We start from the raw sequence: 22,881 nt of genomic DNA on the forward strand, positions 1-22,881 counted from the left end.
TACTCAGGCCGCTACGAGATAGGAAAAGACCGATTCGAGGGACTCATCGGACGGCGAAACGGTCAGAAGGCGGATTCCGTGGTCACGTGCGACCTTCGGCAGCAACTCGGTGAAGCGTCCGAAGTCGACCGCCTGGATACGCAGGGCCTGTTCGCCCAGGTCCACCTCGATACCGGCCGTCGACGGGTCGGCGATGAGCGCGGCTGCAAGGGCGCGGTCGTCGCTGGAACGTACGAGATAGCGGTGCGGTCGGTCCGTCATCAGCCGGCGGATCTTCCGGAAGTCACCGGATGCCGCGTGCCGTCCCGCCACGATCACCTCGATGTGCGAGGCGAGTTGTTCGACCTCTTCCAGGATGTGGGAGGAGAAGAGCACGGTACGGCCCTCCGCCCCCATCCGCCGCAGCAGCGCCATCAGCTGCATCCGCTGGCGCGGGTCCATCCCGTTGAACGGCTCGTCGAGCAGCAGCACCGGCGGTTCGTGGACCAGGGCGGACGCCATCTTCACGCGCTGGCGCATGCCCTTGCTGTACGTCGAGATCTTGCGGTCCTGCGCGTACTCCATCTCGACCGTGGCCAGCGCCTTCTGCGCCGCCGCATCGCCGAGTCCCTGCAGTTCCGCATTGGCGACGACGAATTCGCGGCCGGTCAGGAAGTCGTACATCCCTTCCCGTTCCGGCACGATCCCGATCTCCTTGTACACCGCTTCATTGCGCCAGATCGGCCGGCCGTCGAGCGTGACCGTGCCGGTCGACGGGGCGAGGAAACCGGCCATCATATTGATCAGCGTGGACTTTCCCGCGCCGTTGGGGCCGAGCAGCCCGGTGACGCCCGGGCCCACCGTCACGCTCACGTCGTTGACGGCGACCACATTGCCGAACCAGCGCGAGGTGTGGTCGATCTCGATGGTGGTCACAGCCCGACCCTCCGGTAGCGGCGCATCAGTACGGCGTACGAGCCGGCGACGAGCGCGAGAACAACGAACAGATAGACCACGCCGGCCCCAGCCCCCGGGCCTTCCGCTCCGGGGAAGGCCGAATTGGCCCCGAGGAACGCGGTCTGTACACCACCGATCAGCGTGATGGGGGAGAAGAGCCCCAGCCACTCGATGGCCCCCGCTGAACCCGTCTGCCAGGCAATGGCCTGGACTGTGGAGACCGCGCCGTAGGAGATGGTCAGTACGGCGATCACCGCGGCGACACCGAAACCGCGGCGCGGTGTCAGCGCGGCCATCACCAGGCCCAGTCCGGCGAAGAGCACAGACAGCAGCGCCACCGAAACCAGCCCCTGTGCGAAGCCCTTGGTCTGCTCGGCGAAGTCGAACTTCCCCAGCAGTGCGCCCACATAGAGGATGACGAGCGGCGCCCCGGTGAGAATGAAGAGCGCGGACGCCATGGCCGTCAGCTTCGCGACGACATAGTCGACCCGCTCGATCGGCCGCGAGAAGTACAGCGGCACGCTCTTGAAGCGAAGGTCACGGGAGACGGACTGCGGGGCCTGCGCGGCGAGGAAGAGTCCGATGACGGCCTGCAGATAGATCGCGAACGCCGTGTACTTGATCGGCAGAGCCGTGGCCCCCGGGACGGCGATGGCGACCGCGACGATGATCGCCGCGACCATGCACATCACACCGAACAGCAGCATCGGCAGCACCTTGGACTTCGCGGAACGCCCCAGTCCGAAGGAACCCCGCAGGGACTGCGAGTAGAGCGAGCGCCGCGCATAGCTGCGGCCCAGCCGCGTGCCGTCGTAGGAGCGGTACCCGATGTTGTGGATCCGGGAGGTCTCGCTCCCGCTCACGGCTCCGGTCTCAGTGCTCATCACGACCGCTCCCCTTCTGCTGTACGGCCCCGACAACCGCGGACACGGTCTGCGTGACGGCTGCGGCGTGCGGTGCCTCTTCGGTACGGAAGACCTCGGCGATGTGGTGGCGCCGCTGCTCCATCCGTACGAGACCGAGCCCGAGCCCGGCGACACTGTCGCGCACGATGTCGTACGTCTCCTCGCCGGTCGCCTCGACCAGCAGGATGTGGCCCGCACCGGGCAGCCCCTGCCCATCGAGACCGTCGTGGCCCATGAGCTTGACGCCGGCCCGGGTGAGGACCTGACGCAGCGCATCGGTGCCGTCCGGGTGGGTGTCGCTGTCGGTGACCTCGACCGCGAGGGTCGTGGTGGTCTGCGTGAAGTCGCTGGTGGAGCTGGAGCGCAGAAGTGTGCCGCCATCGATGACGACGACATGGTCGCAGGTGCGTTCCAGCTCGCCCAGGAGGTGCGAGGTGACCAGGACCGAGATGCCGAAGTCCGTGTGTACGCGGCGGATCAGCCCGAGCATCTCGTCGCGGCCGACCGGGTCGAGGCCGTTCGTCGGCTCGTCGAGCAGGACCAGCTGCGGGTCGTGGACCAGTGCCTGGGCCAGTTTCACGCGCTGCTTCATGCCGGTCGAGTAGCCGCCGATGGGGCGGTAGCGCTCCTCGTACAGACCGACGTGGCGCAGTGTGTCGGCGGTGCGCTCGCGCGCTGCCGTCGGCGGCAGTCCGGACATCCGCGCCATGTGGACGACGAACTCGGTGGCCGAGACGTCCGGCGGCAGACAGTCGTGCTCCGGCATGTAGCCGACCCGTTCCCGGATGGCGGCGCCACTGGTGGCGACATCGAGTCCGAGCACCGCGGCCCGGCCTTCAGTGGCAGGAGACAGACCCAGCAGGATCTTGATCAATGTGGACTTGCCGGCTCCATTGGAACCCACCAGGCCGGTCACACCGGGTCCGATGTCCAGGGAGAGCCGGTCAAGCGCGGTCACCCGGGGGAACCGCTTGCTCAGGCTTTCGGTCGCGATCACAGTCACGCCTTCGAAGATAGTGGCGCGGACCACACCGGTCGTCAGCCCTGGCGGCTGGATCCGCATCAGACTCCAGGCGTACGGCCCCGTAGGGGGCCACCACGGGGGGGAGCCCGGAGGGCGGAGAAAGGGCCGACCCGGATTGTCCACAGGTCTCCGCACATCTCTTGACGTAGTCGCCGGACATTGTCACATTCATCGGTGTCACGTTACGGGCACGTACCGCACACGGCAGGGAACGGACGGTGGCATGGCCTCGGCAGTGAAGGACGAACCGGCCCCGGAGCTGCAGGGGTTCAGAGAAGTACAACGTCTCGCCTACGACTGCGCCGAGGCGGTCGCCGCACGGCTCACGCCGGGGGTGACCGAGCGCGAGGCCGCCCGCATGCAGCGCGACTGGCTGCGCGAGCGCGGGGTGCGGGACTGGTTCCACCTCCCCTTCGCCTGGTTCGGGGACCGCACGGCGTTCGCCGGCTTCAAAATACCCCTGCAGTTCTTCCCGACCAACCGGAAGCTGGAGCCGGGGATGCCGTTCATCCTCGACATGGCCCCGGTGTACAAGGGCTTCACAGCGGACATCGGCTACTCCGGCTGTCTCGGGCTCAGTCCCCTGCACGACAAGCTCCTGGCCGATCTGGAAGTCCACCGTGAGCTGATTCTGCGCGAGGTGCGCAAGCGGCGTTCGCTGCGCGAGATCTACGAGGACGTCGAACGCCTGATGATCAAGCAGGGCTACGTCAACAGACATCGCGCCTACCCCTTCGGCGTCATCGCCCACAAGATCGACCGCGTCGCCGAGCACCGCTGGTCCCCCAGTGTGTTCGGCTTCGGCACCCAGTCGCTCAAGGGTCTGATGAGCGACGCACTGCACAGACACCGGGACGGCTGGTCGCCGCTGTGGAGTCCATACCGCTTCTCCGACCATCCGCCGCAGCCCGGGCTGTGGGCGGTCGAACCCCACCTCGGATTCCGGGGTACGGGCGCCAAGTTCGAGGAGATCCTGGTGGTCACCGACTCCAAGGACCCCGAACAGAGCGCCTTCTGGCTGGACGACGATCTGCCGCATGTGCGGCGCTGGGCCGAGGAGAGGGTGGCGGCATGAGCCTGCCGGGAGCGCGCGAGCGCCGGGTGCGTACGGGCGGAATCGAGCTGTGTGTCGCCGAGTTGGGCGACGCGGGACGGCCGACGATCGTCCTCGTGCACGGCTACCCGGACAGCAAGGAAGTCTGGACGGATGTCGCCAGGCAACTGGCCGACCAGTGGCACGTCGTGCTGTACGACGTGCGCGGGCACGGCCGTTCCTCAGCGCCGGCACCCCTGCGCGGCGGCTTCACCCTGGAGAAGCTCACCGATGACTTCCTGGCCGTCGCCGACGCTGTGAGCCCGGACCGGCCGGTACATCTGGTCGGGCACGACTGGGGGTCCGTCCAGTCCTGGGAGTTCGTCACGGTCAAGCGGACCGAGGGCCGGATCGCCTCGTTCACCTCGATGTCCGGGCCTTCCCTGGACCATTTCGGGCACTGGATCAAGCAGCGGATGAACCGGCCCACCCCTCGCCGGGTCGGCCAGCTGCTCGGCCAAGGCGCCAAGTCCTGGTACGTCTACATGCTGCATACGCCGATCCTGCCCGAGCTCGCCTGGCGCGGCCCGCTCGGCAAGCAGTGGCCGTGGATTCTCCAGCGACTGGAGAAGGTGCCCGCGGGTGACTATCCGACACCCTCCCTGCCCGACGATGCGGCGCACGGCGCCTGGCTCTACCGCGACAACGTCCGGGCCCGGCTGCGCAGGCCCCGTACCGACGCCTATGCACATGTACCGGTCCAGCTGATCACGCCGACCGGCGACATCTTCCTTTCGGAGAAGCTGTACGACCAACTGGACCTTTGGGCCCCCCAGTTGGTACGCCGTTCCCTGCCGGGCAAGCACTGGGTGCCGCGCACCAGGCCGGACCGGCTCGCCTCCTGGATCAGTGAGTTCGTGGCAGCCAACGAGGCGGCGCGGGAGGACGGCCGGCCGGTGCAGAACACCGCGCCGACCGGGGAGTACGCGGACCGGTTCGGCGGACAGCTGGTCCTTGTGACGGGCGCGGCGGGCGGCATCGGGCGGGCCACCGCTTTCGCCTTCGCCGAGGCGGGCGCACGGGTGGTGGCCGTGGACCGGGACGCGGAGGGAGCGGCCAGGACGGCGGAGATGGCCCGGCTGATCGGCTCCCCGGCAGCCTGGGGCGAAGCGGTCGACGTCAGTGACGAACAGGCGATGGAGAAACTCGCCGAGAAGGTCGCCACCGAGTACGGCATCGTCGACGTCCTGGTCAACAACGCAGGGATCGGCCTGTCCGGCTCCTTCCTGGAGACCACGAGCGAGGACTGGAAGAATGTCCTCGACGTCAATCTGTGGGGTGTCATCCATGGCTGCCGGATCTTCGGCAAGCAGATGGCCGAACGCGGCCAGGGCGGCCATATCGTCAACACGGCTTCCGCCGCCGCCTATCAGCCTTCCCGGGCGCTGCCCGCTTACAGCACTTCCAAGGCGGCCGTGCTGATGCTCAGCGAGTGTCTGCGGGCCGAGCTCGCCGACCGGTCGATCGGGGTCAGCGCGATCTGTCCCGGCATCGTCAACACGAACATCACCGCTACGACGCACTTTGCGGGTGCCGACGCCGCGGAGGAGAAGCGTCTGCAGAAGCGGACCAGCCGGCTGTACGGACTGCGCAACTATCCGCCGGAGAAAGTCGCCGACGCGATCCTCAAGGCAGTGATGCGCAACCAGGCCGTCGTGCCGGTGACACCGGAGGCCCGCGGCGCCCGGTTCCTGTCCCGGTTCAGTCCCGGTGCGCTGCGCGGGATCGCCCGGCTGAAGCCGCCGCTGTGAGTGGCCCCGGGCAGTCGTCGGCGGTGGCCGGCCGGTCCGTCACCGAGTACCGGATCGAGGACCTGGCGCATGCGAGCGGTGCCACGGTCCGTACGATCCGTGCCTACCAGGACCGCGGCCTGCTGCCGACGCCCGAACGGCGCGGCCGGGCCAATGTGTACCGGGACACCCACCTCGCCCGCCTCCGGCAGATCGCCGATCTGCTGGATCGCGGGTACACCCTGGCCAGTATCAAGGAACTCCTGGAGGCGTGGGACACGGGCCGTGGCCTGGGCGGGGTGCTCGGGCTCGTCGCCGAGGTGCACGGCCCCTGGACGGACGAGCAGGCCGACCGGATCACCCGGTCCGAGCTGAACACCAGGTTCGGCGGCAGCCCGGACGACGAGGCGGTCGCCGAGGCGGTGGAGCTCGGCGTACTCGAACGCATCCCGGGACGGGACGACGAGTTCCTGGTTCCGAGCCCTCAAGAGCTGGCAGTGGCAGTCGAGTTGTATGCAGCCGGTGTACCGCTCAGCGCAATCTCGGGCCATCTCAGGACACTTCGCGGCCAGGTCGAGCACATCGCCTCGCGCTTCCTGGAGTTCACCACGGAGCACGTCTTCGCGCGCTATCTCGGTCATCGCCCGCCGACGGACTCGGACGCGGCAGAAGCGGCCGCCATGGTGCGCAGGCTGCGTCCACTCGCTCAGCAGACGGTGGATGCCGAACTGGCGCGTGCAATGAGGACGTTCGCCACCCGGCATCTGCGGCACCACCTCGGCTCCGACACCCCGCTCGCCTCGGAGGCCTCGACCCCCACGACGCGCCAGGTGGATCTGTCATCGGAGACGATCCGCTCCGTAGAACGACTGGTTGGTCCGGAGAACGTGTCCGCCTTCGTCGCGGCAGCGGCAGAACGCGAGGTGCAATCAAGGACATTGGATGCACTTGTCTCACCCACTGATGAAGTAACGCATATTACCCAAAGTGGTTGATTCTTCAGTGACTTGTCCACAGAATCGCCAATTGACCTGTGGATAAGCCACGTTGGTTGTGGATCAAACCTGTGGACGAAAATTGCTACAGCGAATAAAATTGCTGTAGTGAAGCGGGGTGAAATCCGGATGCGAGTGAACGACCGCCGCGGGCACTCTGACGGGATGGACGACAGACGCACCATCAAGGTGTCCAAATACCTTTCGAAACACCTGCGACACCAGCCGGAGCGGATCGGAATCACGCTCGACGCCAACGGATGGGTGACGATCGACGAACTGCTGCGCGCCACGGCCCGCAACAACTTCCCCATCAGCCGGGCCGAACTCGACCTTGTCGTCGCCACCAACGACAAGCAGCGCTTCGCCGTCGAGGACGGCCGCATTCGTGCGAGCCAGGGCCACACCGTCCCGGTCGATCTCGCTCTCCCGCCGGCCGAGCCGCCCGTGTACCTCTACCACGGCACGGTGGGCCGCGTGCTGGACGCGATCCGCAGCGAGGGTCTGCGCCCCATGGCCCGCACACACGTGCATCTCTCGCTCGACCGTGAGACGGCGACCAGGGTCGGCGCCCGGCGCGGCCGCCCCGTCGTCCTGTCGGTGGACGCGGCCGCGATGCACCGCGCGGGCCACACCTTCTATGTCAGCGCCAACGGAGTCTGGCTCACCGCTGCCGTACCGCCCGCATTCCTGCGTTTCCGCGACTGATCCCGGCGGCTGATCCCACGACCGGTCCCACCGAGGGGCGGTGTGCTTCCACGAAGACGCCCACCGGTTTTCGGACCCGTAAGGTCGTAGTCATGCGTCTGAGCACTGTGATTCTGCCCATCCACCGCTGGAGCGAGGGCCAAAAGGCCTGGCAGCACGCCGAAGAGCTGGGGTTCCACGCCGCCTACACCTACGATCATCTGGCCTGGCGGACCTTCCGCGACGGGCCGTGGTTCGGCGCGGTACCGACCCTCACCGCCGCGGCCGCCGCCACCCAGCGGCTGCGCCTGGGCACCCTCGTCACCTCTCCCAACTTCCGGCACCCCGTCACGCTCGCCAAGGACCTCATCACGCTGGACGACGTCTCCGACGGACGCGTCACCCTCGGCATCGGCGCGGGCGGCAACGGCTTCGATGCCACGACGCTGCGCCGGAGCGACGAGGAGCCGTGGACCCCGCGCGAACGGGCCGACCACTTCGATGAGTTCGTACCACTGCTCGACCAGCTGCTGCGCGAGCCCTCGGTGACATACGAAGGCCGGTTCTACGCGGCGAACGAGGCCCGGAACATCCCCGGCTGTGTGCAGCGGCCCCGGCTGCCGTTCGCAGTGGCCGCCACCGGGCCGCGCGGGATGAAGCTCGCCGCGCAGTACGGCCAGGCCTGGGTCACCACGGGCGACCCGAAGCTGTACGAAGCGGGGACCCCGGAGCAGTCCGTCGAGGCCATTCGCGGGCAGCTCACCAAGCTGGGCACGGCCTGCGAGTCCATCGGCCGGGATGTCGGCGAGCTGGACAAGATCCTTCTCACCGGTTTCACGCCGGACCGCCCGCTGCAGTCCTTCGACGCCTTCGTGGATTTCGCGGGCACCCACTTCGCACTGGGCTTCACGGAGATCGTCATTCACTCGCCGATCCCGGACTCCGACTTCGCGGCGGACGAGAAGGTCTTCGAGCGCATCGCCACCGAGGGCCTGGCCCAACTCGGCCGCTGACAGACCCCGCTCGGCTACTGACGGACCCGGCTCGACCGCCGACCTGACGGCCACGAGCGCCGGTCGGCCCGACAGTGTCGCTCGGGAACCACTGGCATATGCACAAGGCATGTTCTGCTGGCCAGGGGCGTGCATCCTCATATGTGCGCCCCTCTGCACGCCCGTGCGCCTTCGTACGCGAGAATGGGCGCGTGACCTCAGCTACCGACTCGCCTTCTCCTGCCGCTCCCCGGCTGATCGCCACCGACCTGGACGGCACTCTGCTGCGCGACGACAAGACCGTCTCGGACCGTACGCTCGCCGCGCTCGCCGCCGCCGAGGAGGCCGGTATCGAGGTCTTCTTCGTCACCGGACGCCCGGCCCGCTGGATGGATGTCGTCAGCGATCACGTCCACGGACACGGCCTGGCGATCTGCGCGAACGGCGCCGCGGTCGCGGATCTGCATGCGGACGGCAAGCTGGTCAAGGTCCGCCCGCTGGAGCGCGGCATCGCCCTCGACGTCGTGCACACACTGCGCGCCGCCGCCCCCGGCGCCTCCTTCGCCGTCGAACTGACCACCGGCATCCACTACGAACCGGCCTACCCGCCCTTCCACCTGGACCCGGGTGCCACCGTCGCCATCGCCGAAAAGCTGCTCCACGAGGAGACGCCCGGTACCGGCGCCCCCGTGCTGAAGCTCCTCGCCCACCACGCCGAACTGGCCCCGGACGACTTCCTCGCCCTGGCCCGTACGGCAGCCGGCCACCGGGCCTCCTTCACCCGGTCCAGCCCCACGGCCCTGCTGGAAGTCAGCGGCCCCGGAGTCTCCAAAGCCAGCACCCTGGCGCTCTGCTGCGCCGAGCGCGGCATCTCGCCCGCCGAGGTCGTCGCCTTCGGCGACATGCCCAACGACGTGGAGATGCTGAGCTGGGCAGGCACGTCGTACGCGATGGGCAACGCCCACCCCATGGCAATCGCCGCCGCCTCCGGCCGGACCGCCACCAACGGCGACGACGGCGTCGCGGTAGTCATCGAGCGGATCCTCGCCGAGCGCCGGACGCCCGGCGCGGCACGCTGAGGCCCGCGCCCGGCAGCGTCCCTGCCGGCCGGGCCTCTGAGTGCCCGACCGCCCTCAGATCGGCGCCTCCCACACCACCGTCGTGCCGCCCCCGTCCTCCCCGATGCCGGGCCCGAACCAGCTCGCACCGCCGAGGGATTCCGCCCGGCGCGCCAGATTCCGCAGCCCGCTGCGCCGACCGCCCTCCGGGATGCCCACCCCGTCGTCGGCGACCGACAGCCGCACCGCGTCCCTCCCGTCGGGCAGCGTGGCGGTCGCATCGACGACCACATCGATCAACGACGCCTCGGCATGCCGGAAGGCATTGGACAGCGCCTCCCGCAGCGCAGCGATCAGGTTCTTGCCGGTCAGCTCGCCGACCAGCGAGTCGACCGGGCCGAGGAAGCGGTGCGAGGGCTTGAAGCCCAGCGGGACCGCCGCCATGTTGATCTCGCGCAGGACGCGGGTGCGCAGCCCGGACGGCGCCTCGGCCGGCTCCTGCTGCAGTGCGAAGATCGCGGTACGGATCTCCTGGATGGTCACGTCCAGTTCGTCGACCGCCCGGCCGACACCCGACTGCACCTCGGGCACGACCGACCGGCGCTGGGCGCTCTCCAGCATCATCCCGGTGGCGAACAGCCGCTGGATGACCAAGTCGTGCAGATCGCGGGCGATCCGGTCGCGGTCCTCGTACACCGCGAGCCGCTCCCGGTCCCGCTGCGCCTCGGCCATCATCAGCGCGAGTGCGGCCTGCGAGGCGAACTGGGTGGCAAGGGTCCGTTCCGTCTCCGTGAACGGCCTCTCGCCGCGGGCTCGAGGGGTGGCGAGCGCGCCCAGCACCCGGCCACCGCTGTGCAGGGGCAGCAGCATGCTGGGGCCGAACTGGTGGGCCAGCGTGGTGACCATGCGGGGATCGGTGGCCGAGTCGTCCACGAAGACCGCCTCGCCGTCCAGCAGCTTCGTGACCACCGGGCTCTCCGGCCCGATGATCACCCCCAGCTGGCCAGAGGGGTCGTCCGCGGAGACGGCGACGATCTCCAGACCGCCCTCCTCGGCCGGCAGCAGCACGATCCCGGCGGCGGACGCGGCAAGATGGCGGGCCTGTTCGGCGACGACGGAGAGCGCGTCATCGGCGTCACCGCCGGACAGCAGGGCGGTGGTCACGGCCACCGAGCCGTCGATCCACCGTTCGCGCTGGCGTGCCGCCTCGTACAGCCGGGCGTTGCCGATGGCGATCCCGGCCTCCGTGGCGAGCACCCGCACCATGTGCAGGTCGTAGTCGTTGAACTCGCCCCCGTCGTCCTTCTCGGCCAGATAGAGATTTCCGAAGATCTCTCCCTGTACCCGGATCGGGACGCCGAGGAAGCTCCGCATCGGGGGATGGCCGGGCGGGAATCCGGCGAACCTCGGATCGGCCGTCAGATCGGCGAGCTTCACCGGTACCGGGTCGTGGATCAGTGCACCGAGCAGCCCCCGGTGCCCGTCGGGGCGGCGGCCGATCTCGTGCGCCACCTCGTCCGAAACTCCATACGTGACGAAATCTGAGAGCCCCGCACCCTCCTCGTCGACGACGCCGATGGCGGCGTAGCGGGATTGGGCGAGTTCCGCCGCCGTCTCACAGATCCGGTCGAGGGTGGAGTGCAGTTCGAGGCCCGTGCCGACCGAACGCATGGCTTCCAGCAGCTGCGGTACGCGGGCGGTGAGTTCGGTGGACAGGCCCTGCAGGCTGCGTGTCGCCTGTGTCGCGGCTTCGAGTGAGTCCTTCGGGTCCTGCTCTGGCATACCCCGAGACTAGTTAGTCCCTATTGGGGAGGAAAGTCGGCTATCGTGCCGCCCGGCTGATGCCCGTACGCCCACGGGGCCCTCGGGCACCCGCACGGTCTCCCGCTCGCGCTCCAACATCCGGCGCAGCGGCCCCTCCTCAGCGGCCAGACCGGCGTACGGTCCCCGCTGCACGACCCGGCCGGCGTCCAGCACCACCACCTCGTCGACTGCTTCGAGCCCTTGGAGGCGGTGGGTGATCAGCACCGTCGTACGCCCCCGGGTGGCGGCCAGCAGGTCCGTGGTCAGGGCGTCTGCGGTCGCCAGGTCGAGATGTTCCGCGGGCTCGTCCAGAACGAGTACGGGAAAGTCCGCGAGGATCGCCCGGGCCAGGGCGAGGCGCTGACGCTGGCCGCCGGAGAGGCGTGCGCCGTGTTCGCCGACAAGGGTGTCGAGCCCGTCGGGCAGCGCTTCGGCCCAGTCGAGCAGCCGTGCCCGGTCCAGAGCGGCCCGCAGTTCCTCGTCCGTCGCACCGGTACGGGCCAGCCGCAGGTTCTCCCGGATGGAACTGTCGAAGATATGGGCGTCCTGGGCGCACAGCCCGACGAACTGCCGGACCGTGTCCCCCTCCAGTGCGGAGGCATCGACACCGCCGATCCGGTACGTCCCTGCCCGTGCGTCCAGAAAGCGGAGCAGGACCTGCGCGAGGGTCGTCTTCCCGGAGCCGGAGGGACCGACGACGGCGATGCGCCGGCCGGCCGTCAGCCTCAGGTCGACGGAGTCCAGTGCGTCCCGCTCCGCCTGCGCGTACCGGGCCGACAGCCCCCGTACCTCCAGCGGGAAGGGCGATCCGGGTGTCTCGGCCGGGCTGCCGGGTTCGTGCACGGGCAGCGGGGCGTCCAGCACCTCGTACACCCGCTCCGCACTCCGCTTGACCCGCTGCCGGTACTGCACGGCGAGCGGCAGACCGGTCACGGCCTCGAAGGCGGCCAGCGGCGTGAGTACCACCACCGCGAGCTCCACGCCCGCGAGCCGCCCGTCGTGCACGGCAGGGAGGGCGACGAGTGCGGTGGCGACGACGGTGAGGCCGCCGATCAGAGCGATGAGGCCGCCGCCGAGCGCGGTGGCGGTGGCCGCGCGGGCGGCGATGCGGGTCAGGACGCTGTCGGCCTCCCGGGTCCGCTCCGAGCGGGCGGGCAGGGCGCCCGCAACGGTCAGTTCGGCGGTCCCGTCGAGCAGATCCGTGATCCGGGTGGCCAGATCGGCACGTGCGGGGGCCAGTTGGCGCTCTGCGTGGCGGGAGCAGGCGCCGCTGACCAGCGGCACTCCCGCTCCGGCCAGCAACAGCCCGGCGGCCAGCACGACGCCTGCCGCAGGCAGCAGCCAGCCGATGAATCCGGCGGTCGCCGCCCCCACGACGACGGCGGTCCCGACGGGCAGCAGCCAGCGCAGCCAGTAGTCCTGCAAGGCGTCGACGTCGGCGACGAGCCGGGAGAGCAGGTCCCCGCGCCGGGTGCGGCGCAGACCGGCCGGCGCGATGCGCTCCAGCCCTCGGTAGACCGCGACGCGCAGCTCGGCGAGCATCTTGAGCACGGCGTCGTGCGACACCAGACGCTCGGCGTAGCGGAAGACGGCCCGTCCGATGCCGAAGGCTCGGGTCGCGGTCACGGCGACCATCAGATAGAGCACCGGGGGCTGCTCGGAGGCGCGGGAGATCAGCCAGCCGGAGACGGCCATGAGCCCGACGGCCGAGCCCAGGGCGAGGCTTCCCAGCAGCAGCGCGAGTGCCAGCTGTCCGCGCTGTGCCCCTGCGGCCTCTCTGACCCGGGCCAGGACCTGACCCGAGCGCGCCGCGGTGTCCCGCAGCACCCCGGGCTCCGGCACGGCCTCACTCTCGCCGACGGGTGCGCTCGTCGGCCGTGGCACCGAGGCGAACGCCTCGGGCTTCTCCGGCCGAAGTGTCACGCCCGGTTCCAGCGTCACCACCCGGTCGGCCACCGAGAGCAGCGCCGGGCGGTGCACGACCAGCAGCACGGTCCGCCCCGCCGCCAGCCTCCGTACCGCCTCGACGATGCCCGCTTCCGTCTCGCCGTCCAGGCTCGCGGTCGGCTCGTCGAGCAGCAGTAGCGGCCGGTCGGCGAGGAAGGCCCGCGCGAGCGCGAGGCGCTGGCGCTGGCCTGCGGAGAGGCCCGCACCGTCCTCGCCGAGGAGCGTCTGCGCGCCGTCCGGCAGTTCCGCCACGAAGTCGTACGCCCCCGCGTCCCGCAGCGCCGCCCTCACGGCGCCGTCGTCCGCGTCCGGCCGGGCCAGCCGTACGTTCTCCGCGATCGTGCCTGCGAAGAGATACGGGCGCTGCGGCACCCAGGCGATCCGTTCCCGCCACTGCTCGGGTGCCAGCGTCGCCAGATCGACGCCGCCGATCCGTACCCGCCCCTCGTCGGGTGCCGTGAATCCCAGCACCACATCGAGCAAGGTGGACTTCCCGACGCCGCTCGGGCCGACCAGGGCAACGGTCTCCCCCTCGTCCACCACCAACGAGGCCCCGTCCAGCGAAGCTTCGGTACGGCCCTCATGCCGTACGGTCACCCCCTCAAGTTCCAGCCGCAGCGACTTCGGAGTGTCCTCCGTACCGCCCGGCCGGGGCTCGGTCTCCAGGACCGAGAAGATCTCCTCCGCGGCCGAGAGCCCCTCAGCGGCCGCGTGGTACTGCGCGCCGACCTGGCGGATCGGCAGATAGGCCTCGGGCGCCAGGATCAGCACCACCAGGCCGGTGTAGAGGTCGAGTTCGCCGTGCACGAGCCTCATGCCGATGGTGACGGCGACGAGGGCCACCGACAGGGTCGCCAACAGCTCCAGGGCGAAGGACGACAGGAACGCGATCCGCAGCGTCCTCAGCGTGGCCCGCCGGTACTGCGAGGTGATGGTGCGGATGGATTCGGCCTGGGCCTTGGCCCGGCCGAAGATCTTCAGCGTCGGCAGTCCGGCGACCACGTCGAGGAAGTGCCCGGAGAGCCGGGACAACAGCCGCCACTGGCGGTCCATCCGCGACTGGGTGGCCCAGCCGATCAGGATCATGAAGAGCGGGATGAGCGGCAGCGTGACCACGATGATCGCTGCCGAGACCCAGTCCTCGGTGACGATCCTGGCAAGGACCGCCACCGGGACAACCACCGCGAGTCCGAGCTGCGGCAGATAACGCGCGAAGTAGTCGTCGAGGGCGTCGACCCCACGGGTGGCGAGCGCCACCAGGGAGCCGGTGCGTTGCCCGCTCAGCCAGCCGGGCCCGAGCGCCGCGGCCCGCTCCAGCAGCCGGCCGCGGAGTTCGGACTTGACCGCCGCGCTGGCCCGGTACGCGGCCAGTTCGGTCAGCCACGAGACCAGCCCCCGGCCGAGCGCGACGACCGCGAGCATGATCAGCGGAGTCCCCAGCCCGGAGACGGCCAGTCCGTCCTCGAACCCGCCCACCACCACTTCGGCGATGAGCATGGCCTGGGCGATGACCAGCGCCGCCCCGACAACTCCGAGTGCCACCACGGCTGCCAGGAAGAGGCGGGTGGCGCGGGCGTAGCGGAGCAGGCGCGGGTCGATCGGTTTCACGTGAAACAGCCCCTAATGAGCTCGGTCGGCGGACCGGGGCCTGTCCGGCGGATCAGGGTCGGGCAGGCCCCAGGTGCGTTCAGTGCGCTTCGGCGATGTGCTGCGTACCGATGCGCTTACGGAACACCCAGTACGTCCAGCCCTGGTAGAGCAGGACGACCGGGGTGGCGATCCCCGCGCACCAGGTCATGATCTTCAGCGTGTACGGGGTGGACGAGGCGTTGGTGACCGTGAGGCTCCAGGCGTCGTTCAGCGAGGACGGCATGACGTTCGGGAAGAGCGTCAGGAAGAGCATCGCGACCGCGGCCACGATGGTCACGCCGGAGAGCGCGAACGACCAGCCCTCACGTCCCGCCGCGATCGCGCCGATCGCACCGGCCAGTGCCACCACGGTGATGATCATCGCCAGCAGGCTCCAGCCGTCGCCGTTGTCGATCTGGGTCCAGATCAGGAAGCCGAGTGCGAGCACCGCGGTGACCGGCCCGAGCTTCAGCGCCAGCTTGCGCGCCCTCTTCCGGATGTCCCCGACGGTCTTGAGCCCCGCGAACACGGCACCGTGGAAGGTGAAGAGGGTGAGCGTGACCAGTCCGCCGAGGATGGCGTACGGATTGAGCAGGTCCCAGAAGGTGCCCACGTACTCCATGTCGGCGTCGATCTTCACGCCGCGCACGATGTTCCCGAAGGCCACGCCCCAGAGCAGGGCCGGGATCAGTGAGGTCCAGAAGATCGCGTGTTCCCAGTTGGTCTGCCACTTCTCTTCGGGGCGCTTCGACCGGTACTCGAAGGCGACACCTCGCACGATCAGGCAGACCAGGATGATCAGCAGCGGCAGGTAGAAGCCGGAGAACAGGGTGGCGTACCACTCGGGGAAGGCGGCGAAGGTCGCACCGCCCGCGGTGAGCAGCCACACTTCGTTGCCGTCCCAGACGGGCCCGATCGTATTGATCAGAACCCGCCGCTCCTTGCGGTCGCGGGCCAGCAGCTTGGTGAGGACACCGATCCCGAAGTCGAATCCCTCCAGGAAGAAGTAGCCGGTCCAGAGGACGGCGATGAGTACGAACCAGACGTCGTGGAGTTCCATCTCTCAGCTCCTCTGCTCTCAGTAGGAGAAGGCCATCGGCCGGTCGGCGTCGTCATGGTCGTCGCCGCCGATCTTGGTGGGCGGGTTGAGGTCGGCCTCCGTGAGTTCCGGCGGTCCGGCCTTGATGTACTTCACGAGCAGCTTGACCTCGATCACCGCGAGCGCGGCGTAGAGCAGGGTGAAGCCGATCATCGAAGTGAGTACCTCGCCCTGCGAGGTGCCGGGGGAGACCGCGTCGCGGGTCTGGAGCACGCCGTAGACGACCCAGGGCTGGCGACCCATCTCGGTGAAGATCCAGCCCCAGGAGTTGGCGATCAGCGGGAAGAGCAACGTCCAGAGCGCGACGATCCAGTAGCACTTGGCGAGCTTCGGGCTGAGGGCCTTGTTCTTGAAGAGGACCAGATGGGGCACTTCGTCCTCACCGGTCCTCATCCCCGGCGGCAGCATGAACTTCCTTCGCGTCAGCCACAGTCCGAGGATGCCGAGGGCGAAGGACGCCATTCCGAAGCCGATCATCCAGCGGAAGCTCCAGAACGCGACCGGGATGTTGGGCCGGTAGTCGCCGGGTCCGAACTTCTCCTGCTCGGCCTTGTTGATGTCATTGATGCCGGGGACGTACGAAGTGAAGCTGTCGTCCGCGAGGAAGGACAGTACCCCCGGGATGGAGATCTCCACGGTGTTGTGGCCCTTGGCCACATCGCCGACCGCGAAGATCGAGAAGGGTGCCGAGTCCTGCCCCTCCCAGAGCGCCTCGGCGGCGGCCATCTTCATCGGCTGCTGCTTGAACATGACCTTGCCGAGCTGGTCACCGCTGATGGCGGTGAGAAGTCCGGCGATCACCACGGTGACCAGTCCGAGCCGCAGCGAGGTCCGCATCACCGGGATGTGCTTCTTGCGCGCCAGATGGAACGCGGCGATGCCGACCATGAACGCGCCCCCGACCAGGAAGGCGGCGGTGATGGTGTGGAAGAACTGGGCGAGCGCGGTGTTCTGGGTGAGCACATGCCAGAAGTCGGTGAGCTCGGCCCGGCCACGCTCCTTGTTGATCCGGTAACCGACCGGGTGCTGCATCCAGGAGTTGGCCGCCAGGATGAAGTACGCGGACAGGATGGTCCCGATGGAGACCATCCAGATGCAGGCGAGATGGATCTTCTTCGGCAGCTTGTCCCAGCCGAAGATCCACAGCCCGATGAACGTGGACTCGAAGAAGAAGGCGATCAGCGCCTCGAACGCGAGCGGGGCACCGAAGATGTCGCCGACGAACCGGGAGTAGTCGGACCAGTTCATACCGAACTGGAACTCCTGGACGATGCCGGTGACGACACCCATGGCGATGTTGATCAGGAAGAGTTTGCCCCAGAATTTCGTCGCTCTGAGGTACTTCTCGTTGTTCGTCCGCACCCAGGCGGTCTGCAGGCCGGCGGTGAGCGCGGCGAGAGAGATCGTCAGTGGGACGAACAGGAAGTGGTAGACGGTGGTGATACCGAACTGCCATCGCGCCAGGGTTTCCGGCGCCAGAGCTAGCTCCACGTCGTCTTCTCCTTAAGTCGCCGTAGTGACACCGGCAGTTTGCCCTTTTAATCCGACTAATCATGGGAGGAAACAGGACACGCTTGTGAACGCGTTCACATTCACAAGCAATTATGACGCACAGACTTTCGGGACGTTCGGGCGGGGTACCCCTCTTGGGACGTTCCGATCAATCCCCCCGAAGCAGACACACGGAAGCTCCGCGTTCCGGGCACCCCTCAGGCCTCGAACGCAAAGGCCCCGCACCTCGGCGAACGAGGTACGGGGCCCTGGGCCTTCCGGTGTGCGCAGGCGGCCTGCGCCGCTCTACAGCTCCTTGCGGTACGACTCCGTCACCTTCAGGAACAGATCGTTCGCCTCGTCCTCCCCGATCGAGACCCGCACACCCTCGCCCGCGAACGGCCTGACCACCACGCCGGCCCGCTCACACACCGCAGCGAAGTCGACGGTACGGTCCCCGAGCCGCAGCCAGACGAAGTTCGCCTGGGACTCCGGCACGGTCCACCCCTGATCCACCAGCGTCCGCTGCACCCGCTCGCGCTCGCACACCAAGGAGCCGACCCTCCCCAGAAGTTCGTCCTCGGCGCGCAGCGAGGCCACCGCCGCATCCTGCGCGAGTTGGCTGACCCCGAAGGGCACCGCCGTCTTGCGCAGCGCGGCCGCCACCGGCTCGTGAGCCACGGCGAAACCGACCCGCAGACCGGCCAGGCCGTAGGCCTTGGAGAACGTCCGCAGCACCGCCACATTGGGCCGGTCCCGGTAGATCTCGATGCCGTCCGGCACCTCGACGTCGCGGATGAACTCCCTGTACGCCTCGTCGAGCACCACCAGGACATCGCCCGGCACCCGGTCCAGGAACCGCTCCAGCTCAGCCCGGCGCACAACCGTGCCGGTCGGGTTGTTCGGGTTGCAGACGAAGATCATCCGGGTGCGGTCCGTGATCGCGTCCGCCATGGCGTCGAGGTCGTGCACCTCACCGCTGGTCAGCGGAACCTTCACCGAGGTCGCACCGCTGACCTGCGTGATGATCGGGTACGCCTCGAAGGAGCGCCAGGCGTAGATGACCTCGTCACCCGGGCCCGAGGTGGCCTGGAGCAGCTGCTGCGCCACACCGACCGAGCCGGTTCCGGTGGCGAGGTGCGAGACGGGTACACCGAAACGGTCGGCCAGCTCGTTCATCAGACCGGTGCAGGCCATGTCCGGATAGCGGTTGAAGTTCGCAGCCGCGGCCAGGGCGGACTCCATCACCCCGGGCAGCGGCGGATACGGGTTCTCGTTGGAGGACAGCTTGAACGCAACCGGTCCGCCGGCGGCAGCCGGCTTGCCCGGTACATAGGCGGGAACGCCGTCCAGCTCGGCGCGCAGCTTGGGGCTCGTCTCGCTCACCGCAGGTCCTCCTCGACCGTCTGTACACATCAATACTGCTCACCATATGAGGATTGGGCGCTGCTGCGAATGGCCGGAACATCCAATAGTCCGGAGCGACCGGGAATGGGGGGAGCGTTTCCCTCCCTGACGTGCGCCGGTGGCTCACTCCGTGGCGCGCGTCCCTCGAAGAGGTGAGATGAGACCTCTTCGAGACATCGACCTTTTAGTAGGCCCACCGGGTTCGATGCATGACATATTGCGGCTGTTCTCGCCAACGCCCTTGATTTACCAGGCATTTGGCGCTCACTGATCATGCAGAAACGTGCCTGCCAACAAGTGAATATGCGACCGGGCCAACCTCCCGTCCGCGCCCTACTATCGGCTCGCCATGACAGCAGCAGGGAAGCACCAGGTGAGCCGGGCGGAGACACCCCGGCGCGGCGGCCGGCAAGGACGAGCGGGAATCCGTGATGTGGCCGCCGCCGCCGGGGTCTCCATCACGACCGTCTCCGACGCGCTCAACGGCAAGGGCAGGCTCCCGGACGCCACCCGCCGCCATGTCCGCGAAGTCGCAGAGCGCCTGGGCTACCGCCCTTCCGCCGCGGCCCGAACCCTCCGTACCGGCAAGTCCGGCCTCATCGGCCTGACCGTGACGACCTACGGGGACGAACCTTTCACCTTCACCGAATTCGCCTACTTCGCCGAGATGGCCAGAGCTGCCACCTCCGCCGCGCTCGCCCGCGGCTACGCCCTCGTCATCCTGCCCGCCACCTCACGCCACGACGTCTGGTCGAACGTCGCTCTCGACGGCACCGTCGTGATCGACCCCTCCGACCAGGACCCGGTCGTCACGGAGCTCGTACGCCAGGGGCTGCCCGTCGTCTCGGACGGCCGGCCGGCCGGAACCCTCCCGGTCACCGCCTGGGTCGACAACGACCACCGGGCCGCCGTGCTCGACCTCCTCGACCATCTCGCCGCCGCCGGTGCCCGCCGCATCGGCCTGCTCACCGGCACCACCACCGACACGTACACCCGTCTCTCCACCACCGCGTACCTCCATTGGTGCGAGCGCGTGGGACAGGCCCCGGTGTATGAGTCCTACCCCGCCCACGACCCGTGCGCGGGTGCGGTCGCCGCCGACCGGCTGCTCGCCCGCCCGGACCGGCCCGACGCCGTCTACGGGCTCTTCGACCCCAATGGAACCGATCTGCTGGCGGCCGCCCGCCGGTACGGTCTGCGCGTCCCCGAGGACCTTCTGCTGGTCTGCTGCAGCGAGTCCACCGTGTACGCGACGACCGAGCCCCCCATCACCACGCTCTCGCTCAAGCCGCGCAGAATCGGCACGGCGGTCGTCCAGCTCCTGATCGACGCCATCGAAGGTGTGAAGCACGACGGACCGGTGGAGCAGGTCATACCGACGGAGCTCATCGTCCGGACGTCCTCGCAACGCCGTCCGCCCCGCACCACGGTCAGCGCACCGCGCTCTCCCGCCGGGGATTGATCAGGCGATTTCGGACCAAACGGTCGGTGAACCTGATGTGCGCCCGGATTCACCGCCCCTGGTGCGTCACACAGCACGATCCGCATTCCTATGATGGGCGCACGACACCGCGGACCGCCCCGACCAGCAGGGCCCGTCAGGTGTACGGCGGCGCGACGGTGGTGGAGGGGTCGATGACACAGGGGGCCGGTCAGGAACCCGTGGTGCGGACTGCGACGTTGCGTGACTTCCGCGTACCGCCCTATGCGCAGACTCCGGTGCCACCTTCACCGCCGCACCCGGGCAATGCCGTTCCGGGAGACGAGCTGCCGGAGGGGTACACACCCACCGCGCGCGACCTTCCCGTGATCAACCGCGGCGACACGGTCCAGGTGCGGGCCGTCCCCGACCCGCGGCCCGTACCGGAGCCAGGCCTCGGGCCGCTGTACGTCGTCGGCGATGTCCACGGCTATCTGGACGAACTCCACGCCGCCCTAGCCGAACAGGGCCTCATCGACGCCGAGGGCAACTGGTCCGCGGGTAATACCCGGCTCTGGTTCCTCGGCGACTTCACCGACCGGGGCCCCGACGGCATCGGCGTCATCGACCTCGTGATGCGCCTCTCCGCCGAGGCCGCGGCCGCGGGCGGCTACTGCAAGGCCCTGATGGGCAATCACGAACTGCTGCTCATCGGCGCCAAGCGGTTCGGCGACACCCCGGTGAACTCCGGCGCGGGTACAGCCACCTTCCAGGCCGCCTGGCTGCTCAACGGCGGCCAGAAGAACGACATGGAGCGTCTTCAGGACGTCCACCTCCAGTGGATGTCACGGCTCGACGCGATCGTCGAGGAGGACGGGCATCTGCTGATGCACTCCGACACGACGGCGTACCTCGACTACGGCGCCACCATCGAGGACGTCAACGACACCGTGCACGCCATTCTCACGCGTAACGACGCCAATGAGTGCTGGGACCTCTTCCGGAAGCTCACCAAGCGGTTCGCCTTCCGCGACGAGGCAGGGTCGCAGGCCGTCCGGGAGCTGATGTCGGCCTACGGCGGTCAGCGCATCGTCCATGGTCACAGCCCCATTCCGTACCTTCTCGGCGAGGTCGGCTCGGAGGACGGCGAGGACGGCTCCGGCCCCGTGGTCGAAGGCCCGCACGTGTACGCGGACGGGCTCGCCATCGCCATGGACGGTGGAGTGACCATGGCCGGAAAGCTACTGGTCGTCCAACTGCCCCTGCATGACTGACGTTCTTCTGGGAAGACGCATCCACGACCTGACCACGAAGACCGCTGGGCCGATTTCCGGAAACCCCCTGTCACCCCGTGCCGTGGGCGCTCTACCATCGGCGTATCAGTAGCAGGCTCTCCTCCGTTTCCGCCCAACTGCCCGGTCCAAGCGGGTACTCAGGCCCTACGGAGCATCGGGGGATGCACATGAACAGCGCTCCGCACCTGCTGACCGAGGACCGCCCGGAGTACGAGCGAATCCTCGACGACGCACTGCGTCACGCCCATGAACGACCGGATCTGGCCGCGGTCGGCGAGCGGCTCAACGCCGTGCAGTTGCGCACCATGGCGCTGGACGCCACGGAGCTGATCACCGCGACGGCCGCCACCGAGTACGAGCACTATGTGAAGGCCCGCGAAGAGCTGCGCGGACCGGCCGAAGGAGCAGGCCAGGATTCGGCCCCCGGGTCCGGCACTGACGGCCCGAACCAGTCGGGCGCCGGCATAGGAGCCGTCGTCACGGTCCTGGCGCCCGTGCTGGCCGGCACGGCCGCGTTCATATTCCTGCTGTCCGGCTATCTGCTGAGGCTGCTCAAACCGCCGCCGTCCTTCGCCTCCACCATGGTCGCCGCAGGCTGGTTCTTCGCGGCGGTCACGGCCGCCGCCATCCTGGCCGCCGCCGTCGGACTGCTCATCACCGCGCTGCGCAACGGGTCGACGTCGCAGCCCGCCGAGGACGCCGAGAACGAGTTGCCGGAGGATGTGGCACGCGCCAGGGAGGCATGGCGCCACGCACTGCTGGAGCGCGGCATACTGCCGTTCCTGCGGGACGCGCTCGCCGACCCCGACGCCGGCCCCGCGTCGCGCACACCGCATCGTTCGGCGAACCGCATCCCGAAGATCGGCTACAGCCGGCCGGACTTCACCAGCCCGGACGACGGCCCGGCAGCGGGCCCCCGCCCGACATTCACCAGCCCGGACTTCACCAGCCCCGACTTCGGCGGCCCCGAGCACGAGCTGGACTGAGCGGGTCCGGGCACCGGGCCCGTACCGACGACGGGACGCCGTCCCAAGAAGCCCTGGCCTCTCGAGACGGTGTCCCCTTGTGCGCGTCCCGCTCAGTCCGCGATCGGCAGATAGACCCGGTTGCCGGCCGCCGCGAACTCCTTGGACTTCTCCGCCATGCCCGCGTCGATCTCCGCCTGGGAACCGCCGTGTTCACGACGGATGTCCTGGGAGATCTTCATCGAACAGAAGGGCGGATAGCACTGGCCCGCCTCCTCCAGTGGAGAGCCGTACGCGCGTGGCGGCGTTGAGCGCGCAACGTGACCAGCTTCTCGTGGTCCTGCGGCTCGGCCAGACTCCCGCTCAGGGCCGGAAGCGACAGCAACCGCACCGGGCCCTCCACCC

18 protein-coding genes are annotated in these 22,881 nt (G+C 68.8%); 9 read left to right on the forward strand and 9 right to left on the reverse strand.

What is annotated here, in order from left to right; translation table 11 throughout:
• Positions 1-3: 3 nt before the first annotated feature.
• Genes ACZ7IB_RS08880 through ACZ7IB_RS08890 form a run of 3 tightly spaced genes read right to left on the reverse strand, consistent with a single transcriptional unit; the run spans position 4 to position 2,799 of the window.
• Complete coding sequence (locus ACZ7IB_RS08880; protein ID WP_470910557.1) at positions 4-915, reverse strand: ABC transporter ATP-binding protein; 912 nt, start codon at positions 913-915, stop codon at positions 4-6.
• Entirely contained in the window at positions 912-1,820 is a 909-nt protein-coding gene (locus ACZ7IB_RS08885) for an ABC transporter permease (RefSeq protein WP_470910560.1), read from the reverse strand. The genes ACZ7IB_RS08880 and ACZ7IB_RS08885 overlap by 4 nt, the downstream gene beginning before the upstream one ends.
• A complete protein-coding gene (locus ACZ7IB_RS08890) occupies positions 1,810-2,799 on the reverse strand; it encodes an ABC transporter ATP-binding protein (RefSeq protein WP_470911157.1) in 990 nt (329 codons plus the stop codon). The genes ACZ7IB_RS08885 and ACZ7IB_RS08890 overlap by 11 nt, the downstream gene beginning before the upstream one ends.
• A 289-nt stretch (positions 2,800-3,088) precedes the next feature.
• On the opposite strand from ACZ7IB_RS08890, the gene ACZ7IB_RS08895 reads away from it, so the two are divergent.
• The 6 genes from ACZ7IB_RS08895 (at position 3,089) to ACZ7IB_RS08920 (ending at position 9,441) form a co-directional block, all read left to right on the forward strand.
• Entirely contained in the window at positions 3,089-3,940 is an 852-nt protein-coding gene (locus ACZ7IB_RS08895; RefSeq protein WP_470910563.1) for a M24 family metallopeptidase, read from the forward strand.
• Positions 3,937-5,709: an SDR family oxidoreductase gene (locus ACZ7IB_RS08900; protein ID WP_470910565.1), complete on the forward strand. Its 1,773-nt coding sequence runs from the start codon at positions 3,937-3,939 to the stop codon at positions 5,707-5,709. The genes ACZ7IB_RS08895 and ACZ7IB_RS08900 overlap by 4 nt, the downstream gene beginning before the upstream one ends.
• Complete coding sequence (locus tag ACZ7IB_RS08905) at positions 5,706-6,683, forward strand: MerR family transcriptional regulator (RefSeq protein ID WP_470910568.1); 978 nt, start codon at positions 5,706-5,708, stop codon at positions 6,681-6,683. Before ACZ7IB_RS08900 ends, ACZ7IB_RS08905 begins: the two co-directional genes overlap by 4 nt.
• Positions 6,684-6,848: 165 nt before the next feature.
• Positions 6,849-7,391 (forward strand): RNA 2'-phosphotransferase, encoded by a 543-nt coding sequence (locus ACZ7IB_RS08910; RefSeq protein ID WP_470910570.1) that lies wholly within the window; start codon positions 6,849-6,851, stop codon positions 7,389-7,391.
• Between the two features lie 92 nt (positions 7,392-7,483).
• Positions 7,484-8,383, forward strand: coding sequence for an LLM class flavin-dependent oxidoreductase (locus tag ACZ7IB_RS08915; protein WP_470910574.1), 900 nt, complete (start codon positions 7,484-7,486; stop codon positions 8,381-8,383).
• Positions 8,384-8,574: 191 nt separating this feature from the next.
• Positions 8,575-9,441 (forward strand): Cof-type HAD-IIB family hydrolase, encoded by an 867-nt coding sequence (locus ACZ7IB_RS08920; protein WP_470910576.1) that lies wholly within the window; start codon positions 8,575-8,577, stop codon positions 9,439-9,441.
• A gap of 54 nt (positions 9,442-9,495) precedes the next feature.
• Here the strand turns inward: ACZ7IB_RS08920 and ACZ7IB_RS08925 are convergent, their stop codons facing one another.
• The 5 genes from ACZ7IB_RS08925 to hisC all read right to left on the reverse strand — a co-directional run bounded on the left by ACZ7IB_RS08925 (position 9,496) and on the right by hisC (position 18,775).
• A complete protein-coding gene (locus ACZ7IB_RS08925) occupies positions 9,496-11,202 on the reverse strand; it encodes a GAF domain-containing sensor histidine kinase (protein WP_470910578.1) in 1,707 nt (568 codons plus the stop codon).
• 9 nt (positions 11,203-11,211) lie between these two features.
• Positions 11,212-14,778: a thiol reductant ABC exporter subunit CydD gene (cydD, locus tag ACZ7IB_RS08930; protein WP_470910581.1), complete on the reverse strand. Its 3,567-nt coding sequence runs from the start codon at positions 14,776-14,778 to the stop codon at positions 11,212-11,214.
• Between the two features lie 79 nt (positions 14,779-14,857).
• Positions 14,858-15,859, reverse strand: coding sequence for a cytochrome d ubiquinol oxidase subunit II (gene cydB, locus ACZ7IB_RS08935; RefSeq protein ID WP_470910583.1), 1,002 nt, complete (start codon positions 15,857-15,859; stop codon positions 14,858-14,860).
• 18 nt (positions 15,860-15,877) lie between these two features.
• Positions 15,878-17,389, reverse strand: coding sequence for a cytochrome ubiquinol oxidase subunit I (locus ACZ7IB_RS08940; protein ID WP_470910585.1), 1,512 nt, complete (start codon positions 17,387-17,389; stop codon positions 15,878-15,880).
• Positions 17,390-17,695: 306 nt separating this feature from the next.
• Entirely contained in the window at positions 17,696-18,775 is a 1,080-nt protein-coding gene (gene hisC / locus ACZ7IB_RS08945) for a histidinol-phosphate transaminase (RefSeq protein ID WP_382899540.1), read from the reverse strand.
• 370 nt (positions 18,776-19,145) lie between these two features.
• On the opposite strand from hisC, the gene ACZ7IB_RS08950 reads away from it, so the two are divergent.
• From ACZ7IB_RS08950 to ACZ7IB_RS08960, 3 genes are all read left to right on the forward strand, one after another.
• The gene (locus ACZ7IB_RS08950; RefSeq protein ID WP_093895110.1) at positions 19,146-20,258 is read left to right on the forward strand and encodes a LacI family DNA-binding transcriptional regulator; all 1,113 of its coding nucleotides are present in this window, start codon (positions 19,146-19,148) and stop codon (positions 20,256-20,258) included.
• A gap of 173 nt (positions 20,259-20,431) precedes the next feature.
• On the forward strand, positions 20,432-21,490 hold the full coding sequence (locus ACZ7IB_RS08955) for a metallophosphoesterase (RefSeq protein ID WP_470910588.1): 1,059 nt from the start codon (positions 20,432-20,434) through the stop codon (positions 21,488-21,490).
• Positions 21,491-21,672: 182 nt separating this feature from the next.
• Entirely contained in the window at positions 21,673-22,497 is an 825-nt protein-coding gene (locus ACZ7IB_RS08960) for a hypothetical protein (RefSeq protein ID WP_470910590.1), read from the forward strand.
• A gap of 92 nt (positions 22,498-22,589) precedes the next feature.
• Here the strand turns inward: ACZ7IB_RS08960 and ACZ7IB_RS08965 are convergent, their stop codons facing one another.
• On the reverse strand, positions 22,590-22,718 hold the full coding sequence (locus ACZ7IB_RS08965; RefSeq protein WP_266359755.1) for a hypothetical protein: 129 nt from the start codon (positions 22,716-22,718) through the stop codon (positions 22,590-22,592).
• Positions 22,719-22,881 lie beyond the last annotated feature (163 nt).

Source organism: Streptomyces sp. NPDC037301, assembly GCF_055602785.1.